The organism is Bdellovibrio sp. 22V, assembly GCF_030169785.1.
Lineage (GTDB): Bacteria > Bdellovibrionota > Bdellovibrionia > Bdellovibrionales > Bdellovibrionaceae > Bdellovibrio.
Genome location: NZ_CP125854.1, coordinates 2,647,211 through 2,670,238 on the forward strand (window position 1 = coordinate 2,647,211; position 23,028 = coordinate 2,670,238).

The following is a 23,028-nucleotide window of genomic DNA, read 5'->3' on the forward strand; positions in this document are numbered from 1 at the left end:
ATCCAGCTCCTTGGTTTTGCGCTTTGAGCGCATAATAAAAGCTAATTGAGAAAATTGTCATTGAAATAGTGCAGGATTTCTAGACTTTTGAGAACTCATTTTCGGAGGAGGAATGCATTTTTAAGCGCTCTTACTTGCGAAAGAAAATGATTCTCAAAGAACCGGCAGACGACGATGAAATTTCATAGGAATCTGGCGACGCACGCCTTCGATCCGTTCGCGCGTGAGTTTCGTGATAGCCACACCCGGATCACGCTTCTCGACCTGGCCAACAACAGTGCCCCAAGGGTCGATAATCAGGGAATGGCCGTAGGTTTCTCGCGTGCCGCCACGCGCTCCCAGATGCGTGCCACCTTGGGCTGCCGCAATAAGATAAGCCTGACTTTCAATAGCACGGGCTCTTAATAAAATTTCCCAGTGCGCCTCCCCTGTTTTCACAAGGAAAGCCGCGGGAAGAAGAATAAGATCCACTTCTTTGCGCGCATATTGCGAAAAGAGCTCTGCAAAACGCACGTCATAACAGATCGCCTCGCCGATCTTCCAACCATCAATGTCGATGATGCTGGGTTTCTGACCGTGACGGAAAACATCGGATTCACGAATAGGCTTTTGGCCTTCAAGCTGAATGTCGAAAAGGTGCAGCTTTTGATACGTCGGCTTCACCTCCCCTTTGGGAGTCACAAGCACCGACGAATTATACAAATGTCCTTCGAGCAACAAGGGAACCGAACCCAAGTGCAAATATGTGTCATACTGCTGAGCGAGTTTTGCTAAATGAGAAAAAGCAGAATGCTCGAGAGAAAATCCTTGGATTTTTTCACCCTCGACAAGACGTAGATACAAACAATTTTCCGGAAAACTTACGAAGCGAGGCTTCGCATTTTGGAAAGCTCTTTCGAGCAGACTTTCAATCTGCATCAAGTTGGCGTCAACATCATCAATAGATGTCATTTGCACTGCTGCGACCACCAACTCCGTGCTCATCGAAATTACTCCGCGCTATCAAGGTTGATTGTGGATGTTCTTGCCTCTTTCACTTCACGGCAATTCCACTTTGCTTCCTCAAGATTTTTTCTGACGTTGGAAACAAACTCAACACAAGAATTTGGATTTAAACCTGAACCGATCGTCTCATCCACACCTTGCTTAGTGTAAATCGCACGGCATTTTTGATCGGAACCCATTTCAACACGCAGAGTACGCACGGTTTTGTTGTGTTTACACAGAACCAGGGAGTCCCCCAGATCAGCGTACGACAACGACGAAAAAAAAAGCACTGCCATCGTTGCCGAGAACAGTGCTTTTTTGTTTTTTACTGCAGAGATTTGGTCTCTTTTCAAGCTGCTCTCCTCTTTGTCAAAGTTGCGGAATGTACTTCCTAAACTCAACTTTGATTTTACGCAGCTAAGTATGAGACTAAAACGAAGAGATCGCCTTAAGGACCAAATTTAGACTTTGTCTTAGGCAAACTTTGCCCATCAACAACTCCGGCTAGGCCGGAGTTTTGTGACTACGCAGACTTAGACTTAGTCGCTTTTTTAGAAGTCTTTTTCTCTTTAGAAGCAGCTTCAACCAACTTCACGTTAGAGTAGTCAATGAAGCCTTCTTTTTTCAAAAGACCGTCTTTTTTGTCGTAGTGTGTTTGAACTTTCACACCTTGAACTTGGATTTTCATGTTTTTAGCGTCTACAGCCAAAACTGAACCCTTTTTACCTTTGTCAGAGCCAGTGATAACTTGAACAGTTGCGCCTTTTTTAATTTTCAATTTCATGGATGGCCTCGTAATTAGTTCTTAGAAGAGATTTTCTTTTTGATTCTCATCTTAACGGCCATAGCTCTTTTAGAAAGCTTGGAGTCGTCAGAGTTAAGGATGTAGTTATCGAAACCGCCCATATGCTCCATGTCACGGATAGCGCTGGTCGCGATTTGCAATCTCACCATTTGGTTCAAAACGCGGCTAAAGATGCGTTTTTTCTGAACATTTGGTTGAGCTGTTGATTTTGTTTTAATGTTGGAGTGAGACACCAAGTTTTTTACAACAGGGCCTTTTCCAGTAATTTCACATCTGCTCATACTAAGCTCCTCTAATTCAATCTGGATACAAGTCTGGGTCAACGCCATCCTTCAAATTAAATAGGGGCGCCGCAAACAAGAAGTAACCATATAAAGTAAAAAGACACTTGATGGCAACTCTTTTTTCTTGTACACACATTAACTCGCTAACCAATAGGAAATCGAAAGAGGATAGTAATGAAAAAGACAACTCGTAGCAAATACCGTCAGGAATTCTCAGGCGACCACGTATTCGATTACAAAGATCCAGCATCTTTGACTCGTTTTATCGGTGACGGTGGTAAAATCACTCCATCTAGAATCTCTAAACTTAGCGTAGCTCAACAAAAACGCGTTGCTGCTGCTGTTAAGAAAGCTCGTAACCTTGGCCTATTGCCATCTGGTTCTGACGCTTACGACACTTTCTCTAGAGCGGAAGCTATTTCCCCTGCTCCATTCGAGATCTAATTAGATTTCGTTGAAAAATTGAGATTTCCTTATTGGAAAACGAAAAAAGGGTCACTACGGCCCTTTTTTCATTTTTACCCCGAAGGGGTTGAGGGCAGGATGCCCGAAATCAAAAGCCGGTGAAAACCGGCTTTTTGCGTTTCTACCCTTTCGCAAAACAGAAACGTCACAGACAGGGTTCAGCCGAGGCGCGACCGAGGAAGGCGCAGAGGCGTACTTTTAAGTACGCCGCACAAGCCGCCCGACCGAGCAACGAAGGATCAACCCTGTATGGGACGTTTCCGGCGGAGCTTCCACCAAACATAGGCCGTGAAAGCCATCATAATCGTGTAACTTTTACTCGACCACTGATGCAAAATCGGCCCGGGAATCCCGATAAAGGAAAGCTGATCAAAAGGCACTCCCCAGTTAGCGAGGCGAATTCCCAAAATCGGGAGCGCAAAAAGAGTCCAAAACTGCAGAACAGCCACGAACCAGAAAAACTCAGTGAGTTCGGCCCTCTTATATTCCAACGCCATCAGCACCGCCGGCAGAACGACAAAAAGCACTCCAGCCACGGTCGCGGCGATCTGGCGATCCGGAATGACCTTAAAAATCGCCATCACAAGAACAATCACAATAAACTGGGCAAGCAAATATCCAAGAAAAGCATTTCGTCTCATGTCCAAGAAGCTAGTCCACCACTTAGGACAACTCAAGCCCGGCCGCAGCTAAGATGCAAATAAATGCACAACCGCAACAATTTGTTCCGGTTCCCGCTTTGCAAAAAGGGTCTGCGAACACTTTCGGAGGACCTTTTATGAATAATGAAATGACGCTTTTGACTCTGCAATCCCAACTGCAAAACTTCGGTTTGAATCCACGCGAGTGGACCTTGCAACGAATCCGCTCTCTCACATGTTTGATTCAGAATAATGAAGACAAGAATTTCGCCCTGTACGGAAAGCTCGAGTTCCGCAACCAGAAATGGCGCTGGAAATCGCTCGAGCTAGTTTCTCTTTAGAAGGATTCACAGCGGACGGAGAATAAGCTGCGGTTCCAAATATCTTGCTCTGACATCACCGCCGTTGCGGGACGTGGCTCAACAGCCACTTGAGCAGGGTCTGAAGGAGGCGGAATTTCCTCCCCAGGAAGTTTCGCAACGACTCTTTGACGGAAGGCAAGCCAGCCTTCCTCCCCGTTCGCACGAATGAAAATACTTTTTAAGCGACAGAAGTTCGCGATCTCCGCCTCTTGCATCCAGCCGAATCGCTCGAGTCCCGGCTCAGGAGGTTTAATTCCCCATGCTAAACGCACCATCAACTCGAGGCCGTCATTCAAGGCGGCCTTCACTTCATTGATATTAAAAAGCTGAGTCGTACATTCGCTCGAAGCTTTGCCAACATCGTCTGCCACTTTTTTAAGCGCCAAGAAATACTCATAACAAGACCCCGGACTGTTGCCCAGCTGACAAGCCTCTTTAGCGCGTGTGATCGCCGGAGGAATCTTGTTCTTCTTCACTTCCGTAGGAAAGATGTTCCCGGCCTGCAATTCCCGCAAAGTCGTAGCCTGCGTGTCACAAACAGTGTGCGGCGGGCTCATAATCATGAAGACGACAATGCCTACTAATATGGCTAAAAATGCGAGAACGGGTTTAGGAAGCGAGTTTATGAAGTTTTCCATGAAAAAAAGAATAGCAATGTCGTGCGTTAGGATCTAGTGATTTGACAACAGGCCCATTAATTATTTATTGTCCTGTCCTCGTCGGGGAGTAGCGCAGTCTGGTAGCGCATCTGGTTTGGGACCAGAGGGTCGTAGGTTCGAATCCTATCTCCCCGACCAATTTTACAAAAAAGCCGAGTGGCATTGCAGATGCCAGTCGGCTTTTTTGTTTTTATGATCTGGAAGCGATAGGCTTCGAATTTATCGGTCAAGCTTGGGTCGTAGGTTCGCTCGCCCTAGCAGGATGCTAGCGCGAGGGTGCCGAAGGCAGGGCGAAGCCCCGAGCGCCACGATGGCGCGAGCCCCATCCCTCCCAAGAGTCCCGCAGCCCATCAAGTCCCATTTATTTTCCTTACAAATGTATCCCGAGGTTTAACAAGGCGACCGCTTTGCGCACGCACCTCAATTCGACGCAAAGGTTGAGCGTTTTTTGTATCCAGCAAAACAGAATGCTTTTCTTTGTTTTTGAAAAAATAGTCTTCACCCCACTGACGGAGAGCAACGATAACCGTAAACAAGCTCTCCCCTTTTTCAGTCAAATGATACTCTTGGTAAGCACTGCCGTCTGCCGCAGGACGGATTTCTAAGACTCCTTCGTCAACCAGATGTTTCAACCGTTCGGCGAGGATATTTTTTGCTATGTCGAGGCTTTTTTGAAATTCCCCAAATCGAGAAACTTTATCAAAGGCGTCTCGTATAATGAGGAGCGACCACCAATCTCCAATGGAATCCAAAGCTCTTGCGACGGGACAAGGGGCTTGTTTTAAGCTTTTCCTCTTCATTTCTCACCTCTTCGAAGTAGTTGCATTATAAAACTACTTTATCTATACCACAACTGGTTTCATTATTAAACTAGTTGTCTAAGGAGTTTTCTATGCGAGGCCTGTTTGTCTTATTCTCTGTTGCGGCAGGTTTGAGTGTTGCCAACATCTATTATGCTCAGCCTTTGCTGGATCAAATATCTCTCAGTCTTGGAATTTCTCATGCTGCGATAGGTGTCGCGATCACTCTGACTCAAATAGGATATGCGTTTGGTTTGTTTTTTCTCGTTCCATTGGGAGATATCCTTAACCGACGTTGGCTGATCTCTTCCCACCTTGGTCTTTCAAGTGTGATGTTGCTCTTTGTTGCTACTTCTTCCAATTCTTGGGTTTTGCTGGGTGCACTCATCGGCGTAGGACTTTTAGCCGTGGTAATTCAAACGCTGGTGGCCTATGCGACGACTCTTTCCTCTCCAGAGCACGCGGGTCGCGCCGTTGGCACCGTCACAAGCGGAGTGATTTTGGGAATTCTTCTTTCAAGGACTGTTGCAGGAGTTATCTCCGACGCTCTAGGCTGGAGAGCCGTTTATTTATTCTCTGCTGCGTGCACTTTTCTAATGAGTCTTTTGCTTTTTAAGCTCCTCCCTCAAAGAGATGAAAAAACCGTCCTGCCCTATTTTGATTTATTAAAATCCACAGTCATGATTTTTCTGGATGAACCACTTTTGAGGCTTCGTGCTTCGTTTTGTTTTTTAATTTTTGCAACCTTTAGCTGCTTCTGGACTCCGCTTGTACTGCCACTGAGTGCTCCGCCATTTATGTTTTCACATACCCAAATAGGTCTATTTGGTTTAGCCGGGGCTGTCGGAGCCTTGATTGCAACAAAGGCGGGTCGATTGACTGACAAAGGCTTAGGAAATGAAGCCACAGGAGTTAGCTTTTTCCTTCTCACTTTGTCGTGGCTATTGATCAGTCGTCTTTATTCATCCATCGCTGTCTTAGTGGTCGGCGTGATTCTGATGGATCTCGCGATTCAGGCGATTCATGTCACGAATCAAGGTATGATTCTTAAACTAAGACCAGGATCACAAAGTCGAATCGTCGCGACCTATATGATTTTTTACTCTCTTGGTAGCGGCGTTGGAGCAATTACCTCGACGATGATTTACTCTGCTTTTGGCTGGATGGGCGTGTGCATCCTCGGTAGTGTTTTTAGCAGCTTTGGTTTTTTGCTCTGGCTCGCCCACGCAGGCCTCAGACTTACCAAAGCCTCGGAATAATCTGTTCGATCTTTCAGTGCGAAAACTTGAATACCGCGAGGAAAAGCCGAAAAGTTCCTAATGCAGTGTTGGAACTTTTCCAGATCCCAAAAACAGGTGATGTTGATTCTTTTTTTTACGGTGCTCGCACCTTTCTGTGCGCATGCCGAGAAATGCCAGGTCACGCGTTCCATCCTTCGTTCGATTAAAGAACGATCGCAACACTATGACGTCACAAATCTAGTGAACGAAGTTCGTAAGTGCCGCTCTGAATATTCTGCGGCAGAGATGGCTCAACTAGATCAGTACTATAAACAGGGAAAAATGGCTGAAGCCAATCATCAACTCGGACGACTGGAATCCGCGGCTCAGTATCGCGACGTCAGCGAAGATGTCGCGCGCATAGAACAGCTTCTACGGGAAGGCGGCGGTCAAGCCGATAAAAAACGCCTGCACGCGGCTCTTGCAACGGGAAAGAAAAATCACGGAGCCGCTGCGAAAAACTGTGCGCCCGTCGATTTAAGAAAACATTTTGGTCCGCCACGCAATCAAGACTCGATTGGCTGGTGTTACGCCTTTGTTGCCGCAGATCTCGTGTCATTCAAAAGTGGTTTCCGCGTTTCTGCGATGGATATGGCCGTGAACTTTTCACCGGAAAGATCCTCCGCAACGGAAAGATTCTTGCTGAAGAAGGGCGAGACTCACACTGATGTCATGGGTGGTATTCCCGCAAAGGCCATTGAACAGCTTCGCAACAAAGGATTCTGCCGGGAAAAAGATTCTCCTTCAGAATTTTACGGCAACCGCGACCTTAAGGGCTTCGTGGATCTGCTGGAGAAAGCTTCCGACAAGTCGAAGGTGGATTATCTTTACACCAAATTCACCGAGCCTTCTTTGCGAGAGGACTGCGACCAGAAGCCCCACACGACTCGAAAAGAAATGTATCAGATTATTCAGAAAAGTTATCCTAGTAACGTCGTTTACAATTACAATGAACAACGCTGTCAGAATCGCGTGGCCGTCAATTTGCCGAAGGTCGAAAGGATCACAGATAAAGCAAAGTTCGCGACACCGTCGCATGAAAAGCGGAAAGAGATCGTAGATTTCATCGATAACAAGCTAAATAAAAAACTACCGTCGGCCATTGCTTACGAAGTGGAAGACTTGCTGGACATCCGGCCCGCGCAAATGGCACATGCCTCTATCATCGTAGGCCGCAGAGTGAATCAGCAAACCGGACAGTGCGAATACCTGCTGCGCAACAGTTGGGGCAAAGCCTGTGTCTATATGGATAAATACCAGTGCAACAGCGCCGATGGTTCGGTGTGGATTCCGCGGGAAGATCTTCATAACACCACCTACGAAGCGACATCTTATGAAAAATAAATTTGGCGGATTTCTTATTCTGATTTCTTTAATGCCTCTGTCTGCCCTTGCGCATTCTTTCAAGTGTCGTTCTGGAAATGTCGAGATTCCTTTCGGTCCCGACCAAAAAGAATCGAAAGAAGAAATTATCTGCATGACGACGGAACCTTTGCGTATTCTTTCGAAAAATTGCCTGGAAGGTTCGTGCGAGGCAATGACAAAACCTTATCCTCTTTCACAGGATCAACATAAGATATCCGCCATCGGAACACCCGGCGCCAATCTATGCACACGCTTAGGCGGTCATGCGCAAGTTGTGAACTTCCTAGTTGACGGCAAAACCACTGAACTGGATCGATGCTTGTTTAAAGACGGATCTTTTATGGATCTAGGATCTTTCTGGAAGTTCATGACGGCTGAACCAGATAAGCGCGCTGAGTTTTTGAGGTAATCGCAATATCTTATCGCAAAAAAACTAGCGAACGCCCGCGCGCGGAGCCGTCGCTTTGTTTGCATCAACAAGTTCCGCCATGCGCTCGCGCAAATGAGAGCATGTCGATCCCAAATCTTTTACAGCGTTACTGATTTGTCTTTGTCCATAGCCACGCTTGTTAAAGTGCTCGCGCAAAGCTGTTTCATCTTGCTGGCAAAGCGTATCCACACGGCGAACCAAGGCACGGTATTCCTGCGGATTGTTGCGCGCAAAATCCAAAGTATCTTTCGCGGATCCCGCAAGCTTGGTGCAATCTTCCGTCGCGGTTTTTGAACGCTTGATACAAAGAGGTTTATTATTTTTGATTCCAAAGATAACAGGATTGCAGAGAACCACAGCGTCGCCCCCGTCATTTCCAGAAATGGATCCATCGGAAGGAGGATGTTTACACGAATAGGTGACTCTTTTTCCGCTGGCATCCATCACTTCTCTTTCAGACACCGGCAGGCAGCGTCCCTTGCCATCTCGACCGGAACCTTGCAAAGCCCACCCTGCGTATATGCAAGCCAGACGTCCTTTAGAAGTGACTTCATCCACATCCAAGTTGTCGTTGCCCTTAAGGTTTCCAACGTCACTGAGATTACGTAAGCGGAAGTCCTCCACTCTGCGATCATTGCTCACGCGCTCTAACACCGCGCCACTGGCATCACGGCTCTCGACAGTCGTTATCGGATCCGCTGTGGATGGTCTTTCCACTTTCGCGTCCGGGCCCAATTCAATGACAACCGGTTGCGAAGATGCTGGAGTCACCACTGTTTTTACGACAGTGTTTTTTCTTTCCACAGGAGCCGAGAAAGCCGCAGAGCCTTCGTCTTGCGCGATTTCCACATGGCGAGCCAGCGTCGCGGCATCAATATTCACACGCGCACCGGAGTAATCTTTTTTCTCAAATTCTTTTAAAAGATTACGAGATACCTCATCAGAGCTGCCCCACGGAGACGTACAGACGTTTACTCCGCTGTGAGCGTCGCCAGGGCATTTCACGCATAAATACTGCGATCCACCTTGCACACGTTTTTCGACTTGGCATCTTTCATCAGCCGCATAAGACGCCGCAGGTTTGAGCAGCTCCCACGTAGCGCACACTTTGGGCGAGAACGTCATTTCCTCCAGCCATGGAAAGATGGAAAAGAGTTTGGAACGCTTTTCACTGATACGCTGACCACTTTCAATCAACTCGATATTATGGTTAAAAGCTCTCAGCTCTTTGATCCACAGTTCTTGTTTTTCAGGCGTCAAAGCGCGGAACTCGTCGTAACTCAGTGTGATTTTGTCTGTCGCTTTATAAAATGCATTTTGGGCCCCCGCTGCGAGAGCAAAGAAGCAAACCAGAGTGAATAAAAAAGTTCCAGTCTTCATCCCGAGTTCCTTTGGAATTGAACAAATATGGATTTTTATCGGAATAATTCTGGATGATCTTGAGACTTCTGGATCAAGGCCCAGAACGAGTCATCGCTGATACTTTCTGCGATATTCTGTCGGCGTCATACCGACGCAGTTCTTGAAGCCCTTACGGAAGCTAGCCTCGTCGTCAAAACCAAGAGCGTCGCAGATCTGTGCGACCGAATCCTCTGTTGTTATAAGAAAAGCGCCAGCTTGTTTGAATTTAACCATTCGGAAAAAAACGGCCGGAGTCCACTTTAAGTCCTCTCGCATTTTTCGTGACAGGGTTTTCACGGAGACTCCCAAGAAATCCGCCGCTGCGACTAAGCTTAAATCTCTTGCCGGAGTTTTCTCGACAAACTTGCGAAGTTTCAAAACTCTTTCTTTCGAGGTCAAAGTTTCCAGCTCATAAAACGGATCGTTGGCGTTGAACTGTGTCGGAGTCATCAGATATTTCTGAACCTCAGTCAAAATCTTTTTTCCTGCAAACTCTGCAAGGACACGAGTCATTAGAGGGTAAAAGCCGTTGGCTCCCGAGGCTGTCATATCATGAAGGTCGCCAGCTGAAATTTTGTTCACCTGCCAACGCACTTTTGGAAATTCATTTTTCAAATCGCGAGCCAGCCACCAGGTCGCTGTAGCCGTTCGATTGTGCAGCCGTGAAGTCCTTGCATGGAAAACACTCCCGACACAGTAACTTCCGATCATCTTTTCTTTGGAAATTCGGTTCAGATATTTTTGTACATCCGCATTAGCGTCACAGATCTTCTTCACACTCTCCGCGGAGTAGGCCCAAAACCCGGGTATAATCAGCATGTCGAAATCGAACTCGCGCACGGAAGTTTCAGGCACAACCGTTTGCCCATGAGCGCATAGAACCGGCCCACGGCTTAATGCCACTATTTTACCTTCAAACAGCTTCTTGGCACTCACCGTATTCGCTGTCTTAAGAAGATCTAATCCCGCGAAAAGACCTGCAGGCATGCAGTCAGGATAAACAAGAAACCCCACCTTCAGCATTGTGGCTCCCTTACAAGAAAGTCCCAAAAAGACCTAAATATGTCCTTTTAGGTCATATTACCTTAAAGCCGTACCAGCGACAATATCCTTATAGCGGAAGGGAGTCCTTATGAAAATCCGTCAAATTCGCAACGCCACTCTATTGCTTGACTATGGCTTCACCAAAATTCTTATCGACCCGATGCTTGCAAAGAAAGGGCGCATCCCGAGTCTTAAATGGCTTACAAAAAGCCGACAAAGAAATCCCTTGGTGGAACTCCCCGAAGGAACATCCGAAGTTCTGAATTCCGTCACTCATGTTTTAATCACGCATTGTCAGAAAGGCCATTTCGATCATCTCGATCGCGCGGGAACTCATTGGCTTCGCCAGAATCAGATTCCTGTCTTGTGTCCCGAGTCAGATCGCAACTATCTTGCCAAGCAGGGCTTGAAAGTCCAAGGCTTGAATACCGAAAAAGAAAATCTATTTTTGAACGGCTCTATCACTCTCATCCCCTGCCTGCATGGCAAAGGCATTGTTGGATCTTTCATGGCTCATGGTTATGGTTACATTCTTAAGTTCCCGGATCAGCCGACTGTCTATGTCGTTGGCGACTCTATTCTAAGTACTGAAGTTCAAGCCGCGGTTCGCAACCATGAACCCGACGTGGTGATTATGCCCGGTGGAGGGGCGCGCTTTGATATCGGAAGCGAAGTCATCATGGGAGCCGCAGACGTCCCATCTATGGCGCATCTCTTTAAGGGAAAACTTATCGTCAACCACCTCGAAGCCTTGGATCACTGCCCAACAACCCGTAAAGAAGTGCGCGAAATCGCACGCGGCCTCGACATGCAAAATCGCATCTTAGTTCCCGAAGATGGCGAGAACATAGAGGTTTAGGGCCTCGGGCGCCAGTTTTGCTATGTACTCTTGCTGAAGGCCAAGCTTCAATGGGGCTCTCCTCAGACTCTTCACGAAGCCGATCCTGGTTACTCCGTCTTATTCTTAGACAGAGGGGCCGTGTATTTATTTAGCATGAGGTTGATGTGGTTTTCCGCTCGATTTTAACTCTTATTTACGTCTTCATGGGCTGTTCTGCCGGAGCGACGACTTCAAGCCTTAATGATGGACCGAACTGTTTCAATACAACTTTGCATGCTAAAGGGTTCACCAAGGACATTGTTTATTCCTCTGTTGAAGAAATGAGTTTCTATCTTGAGACTTTTTGTCGCGAGAAAGGCCCTCTGCCACAGAAAGAAACCTTGGCTGGAGACGTCATTATATTTCAAGAAAACGATGGCGAAATCTCTCATTCTGCTGTCGCCTTAGCAGACGGAAAAATTCTGGAAAAGAACAGTTTGTATGGCGGACGCACAGAAGCGTTTGAGGGAGATCCCTCGCCGGGAGTTTATCTTGTTCATGCTCTAAAGAACTCACTGTACTTCAAAAAAATCTTCGCGGGCTCGAAGGAGCACACAGCTAAAATATATTCCTGTGATGAAACCTCGACACACCGAAAGCGACTCGAGTCACTCAACAACCTTCCTCATATCAAAACCCTTCTGCAATTTCGGAAAGTTCTCGCAGAAGTCGTCGTGCTTTCCGAACCAAAAGACGTCGAAACGGCAATTATAAATAAAATCCTTCCGCACTTCGAGAGCAACGGGCTTCTCAAAGTTTTAGATGCACCTGTCACTGACAACGCGGAAGGACAGTATCGTTATGCTCTCGCCAGATCCGCGGCTTATCAGTGGTATCTTTTAAATTGTTCGGAAAGCTTAAAGAAGTACGACGAATGCTATGCTCCACATCTTAAAAAATCCGTGGAGCTTGTCGATACTTTGTTTGAAAAAATAGACTCTTTTAATTCGAAAGCTGTGCCTGTGACGTCTGCGATCTCATCACAGAACGATTAATATAGTACATCATCACCATACACACGATGGCGATCACACACATGATGTAGCCGATAATGTCAAAGTGCTGAATCTCACCCGTGCTTGCTTGCACGACAATCGCCCCAGCGACGATGGAGCCGATGCCTCCCGCCAAAGACTGCAACGAGGAACTCACGGACATGAACGCGCCCCGATTCGCCGGTGTTGGAATCGCTGACATCAATGCCTGCGAAGGGATCATGCGAGAGAATATTCCAATGAACATCGCTGTATTCACAAGCATCACCATATAAAGAGGTGTTGCGCCCAAATGCGTATATATAAGAACCATCACGATACTTACGAAAGAGCCAAAAACGAAAACTTTGTATTTCCCGAAAGTATCCGTCATCTTACCTACAAACGGACCGATGAGAATAGAAGCAATCCCGGTCACAAAATAAATAAGCGGTAGCTCATCGGCATGGATGCCAAGGTTGTTCACCGTGAAAGCACTTGCAAAAGGCATAATCATGAATCCACCCAGCGACAGCAGGCCCGTGGCAAGAAAAGCAAATAGGTAAGAAGGAACCTGAACCGTATGCAAAAGATGCTGATAGGCCTTTTTATCCGTCTGCAAAGCCAGATGACCACGCAAAGGCTTCATGTAAAATACAATCGCGATCCCCGCTAACAAACTGACAACGACAATCATCATAAACGGCATATGCCATCCCCAATGATTTGTCAGAAAAAGTCCCGCCGGAAGACCCAAAACCTGGCTTGCTGCAAAGGCCGTCTGCAAAAATCCCATCACTCGTCCTCTTTGTTCAAGAGGAAAAAGATCCGTCATGATCGCAAAAACAATAGAACCGATCACTCCGCCAAACAGGCCCGTTACAATGCGCGCGCCTAAAAGGAACTCGAATGTCGGTGCAATTCCGCACAGGAATGTTCCAATAATAAATCCACCGTAGAAAAAGAGCAGCAAACGCTTGCGATCGAATTTATCTGCAAAGCCTGCCGTCAAAAACCCTGAAATCGCCGAGCTGATCGCATATGCCGAAACCACCGTTCCGAATTGGGAGGTATTGATCTTTAGGGCTGGCATCAGAAACGCACCCAGCGGCGACAAAATCATGAAATCAAGAATGATGGTGAATTGAAGAAACGCCAACAAAGCGATGATAAACTTTTGATAACCTGTAAAGGCCATATTCGGGCGAGCGGCTTGCTGCATAGGAAACTCCTCTGCCGGTGATTATTACCCGGGTAATATTAAAATAGCAAGACTTCTTTTTACCCGGATAATAATAAGTCTAGCAAATCATCTGTGGGCCGCAAAAAAACAGCTACCCTTCACGATCCCTTTCAATTTTTAATAACCTTTTTAGACCCATTGAAAGGAACCCAGCGTATGCTAAATGGCGTTCTGATAAATATAGATGTCAATAATACCGAAGAAGCCGTCAAATTCTATACGGAAGCTTTTGGTCTTCATGTGGGTCGACGTTTCGATACGCAGTTCATAGAACTCTTAGGACTGCCTGTCCCGATTTATCTTCTTGGCAATGAGGAAGGAACGCGGCCTTTCCCCGGGGCCCGGCTGGGTCGCACTTACTTGCGGCACTGGAGTCCGATTCATTTGGATTTTGTGGTGGACTCTATTGAAGACGCCAAGGCCAAAGCTCTCGCTGCCGGCGCCAAAACCGAATACGATATCAGCGAACACAGCTATGGAAAGCTGGCGACGTTTTCAGATCCCTTTGGACATGGATTCTGTCTGATTGAATTCAAAGGCCAAGGTTACGGCGAGATCGCCGACTTCCGCAAAGACAAGTAGTCATTCACGAATTGGTAAGACTCTTTCAAAGACCTCTGTAAAACAGCCTCAATCGCCGCCACGGATTCTCGGGATTCAAGATAGGCTGCCTGACCGCTCACGACATAGGTCATCCACTTAAAGCGTGAGGGAAAGTGGCTGAGATTTGGATAAAGTCCGTGGTTCAGCGAGTACTCTGTAAAAGACTCTAGCGGCTTCCCGTCGGCACCTGCTAAATCCGCCTTGGCCATACTATTAAAAAGCAAGAAGGCATTCGCGGTCTTCGCATCGATTCCGTTATACATATATCGCTGCAAAATATTATGCTGCTCGATCCACACCAGCTTGAGGTTCGCCGCGAGATATCGTCCCTCTTCCATGTCCTGCCACACAGAAATAAATTTTTCGTAGTGACGGGCCTCATCGAATTTCTTTTGCGTCGTCTTTTCCGCAACCAGTGTTTTGTTCAACAAGACTATCTTGTCAAAACCACACGTCATATAAGCCAAATGCTGCCAATAAATATCCGAATACACTCGCCAGTTGTTTTCAGCTGTCTTCGCTTTTACTTTGCCAATATTTTTCAGCAAAAGCGCCGGCACGCCAGGAACATCTGGATAAAGAGATTCGAGTCGACGAAAGATCTTTCTTTGTCTCGAGCCTAACGGATATTTATCCGCAAGACCCACTTGTAGCGCATGCCCCACAGTCACTGAAGCCTGTGATCCCGCCGCAATCCAAAAGAACTTCATGACCGGGATTTCCGTTTTTTGCACGCGAAGAGAGTGCACGAAAAGGCGGTTGTACGCCTGACTAATCAGAAGATTCCTGAGCACCATCACTTCGTCGTCATTCAGTGCAAAACGCTGCTTGAGCGGTTCCACGGAAATCATGCGCTCGGCCTTACCCATCCAAAAATGAGGATCATGATTTTGACATTCTTGGCTTGGATCTAAATTCAAAGGCCAATGACGATTCAGAAGTTCCGCATATTCGGAATAGTCCGAAGCCAGCGCACCCGCGACGAAGAAAAAGACTGCAATGAAAGATAAGAATCGGTTCATGCAGATCTGTCTCTCACGGGATTTTGCCTATGAATAAAGCTAAATCAAAACTCTATAATGCTTTCAGGTTGGCCGTTAGATTACCGGTAATAATCCGGAATCTCGTGGAGCTCTTTTTCCATGAATGAATACATATTGCCGGGTCCTTATGGAGTTTAAAAAATAGAGAAATTCTTTAAAGGAGGAATCTATGAAACTGTTTGCACTTGTCCTGTTCTTCACTTTCGGTGTTACTTTAGCGGCACACGCCAGCATCGACTTCGACAATGAGTCGTCTTTTTTTCCAGTGCAGATTGAAACTTCGGTGCCAATGACTTCGGAAACGCGCGATTCCGAATTCGCCACCGAGTCGACCTCACGCTATTGCTGCATTCGTCGCGGAGGAACTTATTGCGATATGGGTTATTACGATCGCTTTGGTCAACCGTGTAAATGCACCTTAGGTAACAACGTTTATCCAGGACATGTTTGCCGTTAATCCAGGGGACTGGTCTGTCAGTGACCGGTCCTGACCCCTACGATCTGTAAACCCACACGACGTAGACAAAACACAGTACTCTCTAAAGTGTCGTCGGAACTGTCTCACAGTAAACTTGCCCAATGAATTCGTGGATTGTGATCCTCATTGTCCTCTTGCCCGCTTTGTGTTTTGGCGATCTCGGTCTTCCGAATCCTCCAAGCACGGCTATCGGTGATACGGGAACTCTCTATTTAAACGATCCAGGATTATTCTTCGACGTTCACAATAATGACTGGCTTGGGCAAACGGACAAACTCGTTACATTTTCCTCTGCGCTGGCATACTTTAGAGGCCTGCAAACAAAGAAAGAAATGGGAGCTTTTTCTCCCACACCAGAGGCCCTAAAGCTTGCGCTCAATACGCGTTTACTGACTCCGATCACCAGCACACGTTTCGACCATAAAGATCTTGATCAGAAAGTCGGTATCTTCGCTGAATGGCTCGAATTGCAAATCGCCTACAGTCGGCTTTTTGGCCGAGTCAAATTGGAACTCAGTTTCGCAGGAGATTTTTTCGGCAACTTTGCGGGTGACAACGTTTATCGTTATATTCACGAAGTCTTTGCCTCGGACGATCTTTGGGAGGATTTCGGGCGCCGCTATGAAGGGACCTATGGAGCTGGAACTGTCGGCATCGGATATCTGTGGAGCGACTATTTACTTTCGATGATTTACTACGGAAGAAGTCAGATCATGGAAGAAGAAACAATCGCAACGTCGCTGATTTTTCCTCTGTCAGCCAACTTTTCCATTGCCGGAGAGAATCGTTTCGTAAATCAGAAGACCAGTAAGGTTTACGCGAACCCTCGTCCCTACCGCTATGAATGGGCCTGGGGTTTTAAGTGGAATTTCTGGCAGGTGCAGTTCAAGTATGTCTCCCCTTACTTGGAGGAAGACCGCTGGGGGCAGTACTACATCAGTCCGCTCATATTGAATTGGAAGTTCTAACCTTTCACATTCTTAAGCTTTGTTCTAGCAAGTTCCAAGATGTTCCAAGCTGCAAAACACTAAACAGATTTTTTCTTTTTCTTAATGAGGAGATTGCCAAATCACATGGCATAAAGACGCTCGTCAGCAAATTTCATAAGGAGCATTTTATGCAAAAAGGGTTTTCATTATTAACTCACCTGCCTGTAGCGGCATTTCTCGTTCTTTTCGGTGCATCCACGGCCTCAGCGGAAACTTTTGGCTGGGACTCAGAAACCTATCTTAAAAATCAAGACGGCATAAATGATTGCTATATCCGTAACGGTGTCTATGTAAATGGCTACTGCGTCGAGACGTCCGCGGATGCACAAGTCGCGGCTCTTCTTAAAAATGATTTGCGCAGAAACGGCGGCAACGAGGCTTCCATGGGTGACGCTGTCGTGGAAGGAGAAGCAAAACTTTCGCGCACTTTCGAAGACAGAAAGTTTCGCCAGATATTTATCTCTGTCAGCGCTATCCCCAAAAATCAGGTTCTGAACTATAACGAAAAAGAAGAACAGAACTTTCACAACGCCAACAGACTTCGCGCCGATGGCTATGTGGATCGTCCATGGTTGCTTGCCAACATCGGCGCGAATATCGCCTTAACGGATTCGCAAGAGGTGACCGTGCTCGCCGGAAGTTTTCCTGTAAACGGTCTTTATCCTCTTCAGGGAAAGCCGAGTCGTTATTATATGACTGCGCCCTACGGAATCATGGTTCGTTACGACAAAGGCATTCAATTCAATTATCAGCTCAAAGAAGAGTTGGACCGCGTCCTTCTAACTTCCTTCAGCGTGATTGATGGCGACGGTTTAAAAGGTGAATCCAATATTGATCCTGCCGACAGCCGCGCCAATTCTTATCCCGCGTATGGTGGCACAATGGAATTGCGAATCACAAATGCTCTTCGCAAAGTATTCGCGGCTTCATCACCTTATTTGAAGAACCACGATATCTATATCGGTGTGACAGGAAGCCACGGAGACACCGGCAGCTATCCAGGACAAAAAAGATCGCAAGATGATTTAACGACTTATTTGGGCTACATGTTTACTTCCAAATACGGAGAAGCCGAAGTTCGTGTTTTCCGCTCCGAGTTCAATCGCAACAAAGTCAATGACGGCAATGGACGTCACGGCGACCAAGTAAAATCCGATGCTCACGGTGTTGAGGTGGCCTATCGCGGTTTGGAAACGACGCTTTGCTCTTGGGACTTTTACGTGAACAAACATCTTTTTGAAAATAACGGAAAATTCGCCGACGGAGAATTCACTTTTGAAAATGTTCGAGGCGTTGACGGCTGGGCCGTGGGAACGAACTGCCGCAACTTGCTTGGCATTCGCAATCTCGAAGTCGGTGTCGAATACGGAAAAACAAATCTAAAACATGCGGACGGCAAGAAAGCCTCTTTGAATTACCCAGAGACAGCAACACAGTTCAATCTGACTTTCCGTTATCGTTTTGGTTTGAGTAAACACGTAAAATAGCAATTATCGACCCGCGGTGAGAAGCGGTGAAACATTACGATACACTGTGAATGAACTCCGGCTCACCTTGGAAGTTATTGTCGCGATTTAACACGATAAATATGAGATAAACTTTATTTGTTTATTAGGATCTAAAGAACTTTCCGCGAAATTCCGATATGGAACGCAGAAAGAGACCAGGGAGGTTCTCTGGTCTCTATTTACTCTCTATTTCGTACGTATATGTAAGAGGTAAATATGTCCAACCCAGGCGTCATTCAATATATTGCAACAAAGCTTGAAGAGCAGGCTTCTAGTGCTTGGTCTTTTCGCCATCTTAAATTCCAGGGATTGATTTCCATACCGCAGAAGATAGCCCGCACATACGGTTTTAACGATATCCACGTAATAATTCACGAAAACGGCAGCATTGATATAGACGGTGTTATATACAAAAACACCATATCAAAGTCGGGCTACGCCTCCGCACAGGAAGCCGTCATACAGATCTATGAGCATCTCATTTATATAGACCAAAACTATCTGCGTTTATGCGAAGATCCGGAAAATTATGTTGAGCAGGGTTTCATGAATCGTTTGCGCCGGATTTTTGGATAAAAATTCGGGAACCCAAGTTTTACTCCCCAAGTCGAGTCCGCTCTTTTTTCTCCTACTCTCTTTGGTAATTTCTTATCTAAAATGGCACATGCGATTTTACAAAGGAGAAAAAATGATGAAATCGGTTCTCGCAGCTTTGGTAGTTTTGTTTGGTGTACATGCTTTCGCCGCAGACGTTTACAAAGTCGACGCAAAAGCCTCTACAGTTGCTTGGAAAGGCATGAAAAAAATGGGCAGCTCTCACAATGGTGGAATCGCTGTCAAAGAAGGCCAAGTTCAAGTAGATAAAAAAGGTCAGATCACGGGTGGTCTTATCACAATTGATATGGCATCAATCACAAATAACGATCTTAAAGACAGCCCTGATTATCAGAAAAAACTTATCGGTCACCTTTCCAATGAAGACTTCTTCAACGTCACAAAATTCCCTACATCTTCTTTCAAGCTTTTGAGCGTCACGCCAAAATCAAAAGACGAAGTTTTGGTTAAAGGTGAATTCACAATGATCGGAAAAACAAATCCAATCGAATTCCCTGCAAAAGTAACTTTGGATAAAGGTGTTATGACCGGCGAAGCTTTGGTAAAAATCGACCGCACAAAATGGGGTCTTAAATACGGCTCTGGCAACTTCTTCAAAGAACTTGCGGCTGACAAAATCATCGCTGACGAATTCGAACTCAATTTGAAACTTGTTGCGAAAAAATAATTTCATTCGTTAATGAAATTCACAAAAGGCGTTGGTGCTTCCAGCGCCTTTTTTGTTTTTACCGCGAACAACAGGTAACATTCATCATTGCGAGTATAAAACTAGGCACCAGCATTTCGGCAGAGTATGAAAAAGTATGGGCCGAATATTTGTTGTTCTTCTTAGCTTTCTTTTTGCAAAGTCACTATGGGCCTCAGATGTCTATAATACGTTCTATGGCGCTATCTCTGGCAAGAATACAGCTTACGACACTGAACTCTTCTTAGGTATTCCTTACGCTCAACCGCCCGTTGATAAACTCCGTTGGAAGGCGCCGCGCCTTCCGCGTCCGTGGAACCAGATCCTGAATGCGACGACACTTCCTCCAGCTTGCCCGCAACTTGGGAACTTTTTCGCGCGTGTGCCGAGTGATCAATTCGGTCTTCCTGTCGGTAATGAAGATTGTCTTTATTTGAATATCTGGAAGCCTCGGAAAATTTCCGAAAAACTCCCCGTCGTTTTTTGGATTCATGGAGGTTCGAACTTTAAAGGCACCGCGAAGGACCCGATGTACGATGGTGCATTTCTCGCAGCACATGCCAATGTGGTCTTCGTCAGTATTAATTATCGCATTGGATTATTGGGCGCATTTCAACACAAAATTCTTAGCGGAAATACTTTGGATCGCACTGGCAATTATACGACATTGGATCTTATTGCGGGTTTAAAATGGGTCCGTCAAAACATCGCTGTCTTTGGCGGCGATCCCGAAAATATAACGATTATGGGTCAGTCGGCCGGCTGCATGAACGTGTGGGGTCTTCTGCAAAGTCCTCTCGCACTAGGTCTTTATGCTAAGGCTGTTTGTTCATCTGGAATGCCCAACGCTTATCCTCAAGCCATGGCGGAAAAGCGCTCCCAAAATTTTATTGAAAAATTAATTGTGAATGCCGGCTATGCCAAAGACAAAGAGACGGCAGCCCTGTTTTTAGAAAAGAAAAGTTCTGCTTGGCTTAAAAAATTTCTTTATTCGCTTTCAAGTGACGACCTCGCGCGAGCTTACACTTATACGGTCCCCCTTCAACACATCATTGATGGCACCGTGTTTCCCCACGGCCTTGTCGGAACGACTTTAGGAGATTACAACAAAGTACCTATGATCGTGGGTTCAACTCTTGATGATGGAAGTTATCTTGTCGGCGGATTCTATTTTAAACCCGATGCTCAAACCCTTTGGCGCTGGATTCAATCTCCGCCCGATTCTCTTTCCACCGGGGACTTTGTAGAGGATATTGACAAGTTTCAATCCAGCAGCGCTGCAGCCAGCGCCTCCATCCATCTAACTCTTAACAATATTTACCGGCTTTTGCAGATACATCAAGAGCACGTGTACCACTACATCTTTAAGTGGAAGGAAACGCCTTCTCCTTGGAAAGAAATTTTTGGAGCCGTTCACGGCATGGATACCATGTTTTATTTCGGGAACTTTATCAGCAATCAGGATAACTTTGGCAGGTTCGCATGGACCTCGCAAAACAAAATGTCCCGCGAACGTCTGAGGAAAAAAATGATGCTCTATTTTAAAGGCTTTTTCTGGAAGAGCGATCCCAATGCATTTTTAGGACCGGCGGATAAAAGGTGGGAGAGCAAAATAAGTTTTGATTCCCACCTCTGATACTAATCTTGGGCTTCGGAACTTTTTGCTTTTCTTTTCTGTGTTGCAAGTTCCATTTCACAGACTTTGACTTTGGTTTCATACTCGTCTTGGCGTTTTTCAAGAACCTTTTTATATTCTCTGTATCTCGCCATACGATCTTTTAAATATTCTTCAGACACGCCAACAATGCGTTTTTTATCTTCAACACCTACGGAGGAATAGTCTTCTTCCGGCGTGACGTATTCACGCGCTTCGGTCCAGCGTACTTTGCCATCCCCATTATTGCCGGCATCACCTAACTGCACTCTGCAATCACGCAAAACACCGTACAAACCTCTGTTATCTAAATAACGGGGGCCGCCCAATACGCGCGCTTCCAGATCATAGACATCCAATTCAAGGCGACGAAGCTCCTCATTCATTGCAACTTTTCGCTGGTAAACCATGTCACCGTCCTTCACACCAATGACAGAGTCACCTCTTACAGGAGCTGACATATCTACATTTGTATCGACATCTTTCGCTTTGTGTTTTGATGAACAGGCTACAAATAGCAAACTCACTATAATCAATGAAATAAAGCGCATAGATTTCTCCTTTCCAGTGACATTAGCAACAGGTCTTGCCTATTGCATCTTCGTAATTCATAAACCGTACCTTTTGCCCAGGAAAAGCCATTTATTCCGACAAAGCCACATTCTTTGGCCCCGCAAAAAATTGAAATATTTGGCCACAGGACAATACTGAAGGCGTCCAGAAAAGGAGACTGCCATGAAAACAATAATTCTCACCACACTATTAGTTGTCGGTTTCTTTGCACAGGCAAATCAGGAGGAGGCAACAACGAGCGCCCTCGAATTTACTAGAGAAGAAGCAGCGAGCGCTCCCCGTGGCCTCCTACCTTTTATCGGTCTTGGCGGTGGTTACACCGGATATGACACCGATGGCGATGTGGAAGGAACACCAGCAACACTTAAATTATTAGGTTCTTATTACTTCGACAACCCGACAGTGATCGACGTAGGTTACGGTATTAACTACCAAAACTATACGCAACTCGATGACTCCGACACCGACGGAGCTCTAGAGATTGCAGCTCGTTACCGTTGGGCCAATAGATGGCAAGCCGGCGTTGTTGCCAACCAATTCTTTGATCAAGGCCCTAACTATACTGCCGATCAAGCGGATGCTCAGTTCGTAGGTTTGCAAGTCCTTAGAGATTTCAACTTATCTCCCGCATGGTTAGCTCGTCTTGGTGCTCGTGCCATGGCCCTTACTAACAATACGGACGGTCAAGTGTATCAATACCTTATCGACTTACAAATCGGTTGGAATCCTCAAGCTTACAGAACGACAGTAGCTTCTGAAAATCCCGTAGCCGAAGAAGAAGAAGTTGTCGCTGTCGAAGAATTCACTGAAGTAGAACCCGCTCGACCTGTTGCTGAAACAGCTCCCGGCTCCGCTCTTCAAGAAGTGAATTACGGTATGATTGCCGGCACTAGTGCGAACATCCAGTTCCAAACTGCAAAATCAAATATCAGCTCTCAAGACCAGCAAAAAATTTCTCGAGTAGCTCAAGCATTAAGTGAAAACCCTGATCTTGTAGAAAGAGTTGAAATTCACGGATATGCCGACTCCACTGGTAGTGCTGACTTCAATCAACAACTTTCTCAACAAAGAGCTGAAAGCGTTGCTTCCATCTTAGAAAAAAATGGTGTTAACAACGTCGTCGCTGTCGGTAAAGGAACATCCGATACCACTGGCATGGCCTCGGGTGACCGCCGTGCTGAACTTGTCTTTGTCGGAGTTAAAGATGAAGAGAAGTTGCGTGAGGTTCTTTCAGAAATTGAATAGTGATAAATATTTAGT

The 23,028-nt window shown here is 46.1% G+C and carries 27 protein-coding genes and 1 tRNA gene; 16 read left to right on the forward strand and 12 right to left on the reverse strand.

Going from position 1 to position 23,028, the window contains the following annotated elements; genetic code table 11:
- Nucleotides 1-153: 153 nt before the first annotated feature.
- The 4 genes from QJS83_RS12820 to rpmB form a co-directional block, all read right to left on the reverse strand.
- Nucleotides 154-984 (reverse strand): carbon-nitrogen hydrolase family protein, encoded by an 831-nt coding sequence (locus tag QJS83_RS12820; protein WP_284605318.1) that lies wholly within the window; start codon nt 982-984, stop codon nt 154-156.
- Nucleotides 985-989: 5 nt separating this feature from the next.
- Nucleotides 990-1,340: a hypothetical protein gene (locus QJS83_RS12825; protein WP_284605319.1), complete on the reverse strand. Its 351-nt coding sequence runs from the start codon at nt 1,338-1,340 to the stop codon at nt 990-992.
- Nucleotides 1,341-1,510: 170 nt separating this feature from the next.
- Nucleotides 1,511-1,771, reverse strand: coding sequence for a KOW motif-containing protein (locus tag QJS83_RS12830; RefSeq protein WP_284605320.1), 261 nt, complete (start codon nt 1,769-1,771; stop codon nt 1,511-1,513).
- A 14-nt stretch (nt 1,772-1,785) separates the two neighbouring features.
- Nucleotides 1,786-2,073 carry a 50S ribosomal protein L28 gene (rpmB, locus tag QJS83_RS12835; protein ID WP_284605321.1) on the reverse strand — a complete coding sequence of 96 codons (288 nt, stop codon included), beginning with the start codon at nt 2,071-2,073 and terminating at the stop codon, nt 1,786-1,788.
- A 177-nt stretch (nt 2,074-2,250) separates the two neighbouring features.
- On the opposite strand from rpmB, the gene rpsR reads away from it, so the two are divergent.
- The gene (gene rpsR, locus QJS83_RS12840) at nt 2,251-2,520 is read left to right on the forward strand and encodes a 30S ribosomal protein S18 (RefSeq protein ID WP_284605323.1); all 270 of its coding nucleotides are present in this window, start codon (nt 2,251-2,253) and stop codon (nt 2,518-2,520) included.
- A gap of 260 nt (nt 2,521-2,780) precedes the next feature.
- On the opposite strand, the gene QJS83_RS12845 is transcribed toward rpsR, so the two are convergent.
- Nucleotides 2,781-3,182 carry a hypothetical protein gene (locus tag QJS83_RS12845; RefSeq protein ID WP_284605324.1) on the reverse strand — a complete coding sequence of 134 codons (402 nt, stop codon included), beginning with the start codon at nt 3,180-3,182 and terminating at the stop codon, nt 2,781-2,783.
- A 137-nt stretch (nt 3,183-3,319) separates the two neighbouring features.
- Between QJS83_RS12845 and QJS83_RS12850 the strand changes: the two genes are divergently transcribed.
- A complete protein-coding gene (locus tag QJS83_RS12850; protein WP_284605325.1) occupies nt 3,320-3,523 on the forward strand; it encodes a hypothetical protein in 204 nt (67 codons plus the stop codon).
- Here the strand turns inward: QJS83_RS12850 and QJS83_RS12855 are convergent.
- Nucleotides 3,520-4,182: a hypothetical protein gene (locus QJS83_RS12855; protein WP_284605326.1), complete on the reverse strand. Its 663-nt coding sequence runs from the start codon at nt 4,180-4,182 to the stop codon at nt 3,520-3,522. The two genes, QJS83_RS12850 and QJS83_RS12855, sit on opposite strands and share 4 nt — an antisense overlap.
- 82 nt (nt 4,183-4,264) lie before the next feature.
- Here QJS83_RS12855 and QJS83_RS12860 point away from each other — a divergent pair.
- Nucleotides 4,265-4,341: transfer RNA gene (locus tag QJS83_RS12860), tRNA-Pro, on the forward strand.
- A gap of 212 nt (nt 4,342-4,553) precedes the next feature.
- Here the strand turns inward: QJS83_RS12860 and QJS83_RS12865 are convergent.
- Nucleotides 4,554-5,003, reverse strand: coding sequence for a winged helix-turn-helix transcriptional regulator (locus QJS83_RS12865; RefSeq protein ID WP_350158855.1), 450 nt, complete (start codon nt 5,001-5,003; stop codon nt 4,554-4,556).
- A gap of 92 nt (nt 5,004-5,095) precedes the next feature.
- Between QJS83_RS12865 and QJS83_RS12870 the strand changes: the two genes are divergently transcribed.
- The 3 genes from QJS83_RS12870 to QJS83_RS12880 all read left to right on the forward strand — a co-directional run bounded on the left by QJS83_RS12870 (nt 5,096) and on the right by QJS83_RS12880 (nt 8,057).
- Nucleotides 5,096-6,262 carry an MFS transporter gene (locus tag QJS83_RS12870; protein ID WP_284605328.1) on the forward strand — a complete coding sequence of 389 codons (1,167 nt, stop codon included), beginning with the start codon at nt 5,096-5,098 and terminating at the stop codon, nt 6,260-6,262.
- A gap of 99 nt (nt 6,263-6,361) precedes the next feature.
- On the forward strand, nt 6,362-7,627 hold the full coding sequence (locus tag QJS83_RS12875) for a C1 family peptidase (protein ID WP_284605329.1): 1,266 nt from the start codon (nt 6,362-6,364) through the stop codon (nt 7,625-7,627).
- Entirely contained in the window at nt 7,617-8,057 is a 441-nt protein-coding gene (locus QJS83_RS12880) for a hypothetical protein (RefSeq protein WP_284605331.1), read from the forward strand. Before QJS83_RS12875 ends, QJS83_RS12880 begins: the two co-directional genes overlap by 11 nt.
- 24 nt (nt 8,058-8,081) lie before the next feature.
- On the opposite strand, the gene QJS83_RS12885 is transcribed toward QJS83_RS12880, so the two are convergent.
- The gene (locus tag QJS83_RS12885; RefSeq protein ID WP_284605332.1) at nt 8,082-9,458 is read right to left on the reverse strand and encodes a hypothetical protein; all 1,377 of its coding nucleotides are present in this window, start codon (nt 9,456-9,458) and stop codon (nt 8,082-8,084) included.
- Nucleotides 9,459-9,548: 90 nt separating this feature from the next.
- The gene (locus QJS83_RS12890) at nt 9,549-10,502 is read right to left on the reverse strand and encodes a GlxA family transcriptional regulator (RefSeq protein WP_284605334.1); all 954 of its coding nucleotides are present in this window, start codon (nt 10,500-10,502) and stop codon (nt 9,549-9,551) included.
- Nucleotides 10,503-10,611: 109 nt separating this feature from the next.
- Here QJS83_RS12890 and QJS83_RS12895 point away from each other — a divergent pair, with 109 nt between their 5' ends.
- Both QJS83_RS12895 and QJS83_RS12900 read left to right on the forward strand, forming a co-directional pair.
- On the forward strand, nt 10,612-11,382 hold the full coding sequence (locus QJS83_RS12895; protein ID WP_284605335.1) for an MBL fold metallo-hydrolase: 771 nt from the start codon (nt 10,612-10,614) through the stop codon (nt 11,380-11,382).
- A 146-nt stretch (nt 11,383-11,528) separates the two neighbouring features.
- Nucleotides 11,529-12,398, forward strand: coding sequence for a hypothetical protein (locus tag QJS83_RS12900; protein ID WP_284605336.1), 870 nt, complete (start codon nt 11,529-11,531; stop codon nt 12,396-12,398).
- On the opposite strand, the gene QJS83_RS12905 is transcribed toward QJS83_RS12900, so the two are convergent.
- A complete protein-coding gene (locus QJS83_RS12905) occupies nt 12,346-13,599 on the reverse strand; it encodes an MFS transporter (protein ID WP_284605337.1) in 1,254 nt (417 codons plus the stop codon). The two genes, QJS83_RS12900 and QJS83_RS12905, sit on opposite strands and share 53 nt — an antisense overlap.
- A gap of 177 nt (nt 13,600-13,776) precedes the next feature.
- On the opposite strand from QJS83_RS12905, the gene QJS83_RS12910 reads away from it, so the two are divergent.
- Nucleotides 13,777-14,202, forward strand: a complete 426-nt coding sequence (locus QJS83_RS12910; protein WP_284605339.1) for a VOC family protein — start codon at nt 13,777-13,779, stop codon at nt 14,200-14,202.
- On the opposite strand, the gene QJS83_RS12915 is transcribed toward QJS83_RS12910, so the two are convergent.
- Nucleotides 14,166-15,245: a DUF2515 family protein gene (locus tag QJS83_RS12915; RefSeq protein WP_284605340.1), complete on the reverse strand. Its 1,080-nt coding sequence runs from the start codon at nt 15,243-15,245 to the stop codon at nt 14,166-14,168. The genes QJS83_RS12910 and QJS83_RS12915 overlap by 37 nt on opposite strands.
- Before the next feature lie 190 nt (nt 15,246-15,435).
- On the opposite strand from QJS83_RS12915, the gene QJS83_RS12920 reads away from it, so the two are divergent.
- The 6 genes from QJS83_RS12920 (at nt 15,436) to QJS83_RS12945 (ending at nt 21,177) form a co-directional block, all read left to right on the forward strand.
- Entirely contained in the window at nt 15,436-15,723 is a 288-nt protein-coding gene (locus QJS83_RS12920; RefSeq protein WP_284605341.1) for a hypothetical protein, read from the forward strand.
- A 122-nt stretch (nt 15,724-15,845) separates the two neighbouring features.
- On the forward strand, nt 15,846-16,712 hold the full coding sequence (locus QJS83_RS12925) for a hypothetical protein (RefSeq protein WP_284605342.1): 867 nt from the start codon (nt 15,846-15,848) through the stop codon (nt 16,710-16,712).
- A gap of 149 nt (nt 16,713-16,861) precedes the next feature.
- Nucleotides 16,862-18,220, forward strand: coding sequence for a hypothetical protein (locus QJS83_RS12930; RefSeq protein ID WP_284605343.1), 1,359 nt, complete (start codon nt 16,862-16,864; stop codon nt 18,218-18,220).
- 237 nt (nt 18,221-18,457) lie between these two features.
- Nucleotides 18,458-18,817, forward strand: a complete 360-nt coding sequence (locus QJS83_RS12935) for a hypothetical protein (RefSeq protein ID WP_284605344.1) — start codon at nt 18,458-18,460, stop codon at nt 18,815-18,817.
- A gap of 112 nt (nt 18,818-18,929) precedes the next feature.
- Nucleotides 18,930-19,523, forward strand: a complete 594-nt coding sequence (locus QJS83_RS12940; RefSeq protein WP_284605345.1) for a YceI family protein — start codon at nt 18,930-18,932, stop codon at nt 19,521-19,523.
- 136 nt (nt 19,524-19,659) lie between these two features.
- Nucleotides 19,660-21,177, forward strand: a complete 1,518-nt coding sequence (locus QJS83_RS12945; RefSeq protein WP_284605346.1) for a carboxylesterase family protein — start codon at nt 19,660-19,662, stop codon at nt 21,175-21,177.
- 2 nt (nt 21,178-21,179) lie between these two features.
- Here the strand turns inward: QJS83_RS12945 and QJS83_RS12950 are convergent, their stop codons facing one another.
- Nucleotides 21,180-21,746 (reverse strand): hypothetical protein, encoded by a 567-nt coding sequence (locus tag QJS83_RS12950; protein WP_284605347.1) that lies wholly within the window; start codon nt 21,744-21,746, stop codon nt 21,180-21,182.
- 184 nt (nt 21,747-21,930) lie between these two features.
- On the opposite strand from QJS83_RS12950, the gene QJS83_RS12955 reads away from it, so the two are divergent.
- Nucleotides 21,931-23,013: an OmpA family protein gene (locus QJS83_RS12955; protein WP_284605348.1), complete on the forward strand. Its 1,083-nt coding sequence runs from the start codon at nt 21,931-21,933 to the stop codon at nt 23,011-23,013.
- The last annotated feature ends 15 nt before the right edge of the window (nt 23,014-23,028 follow it).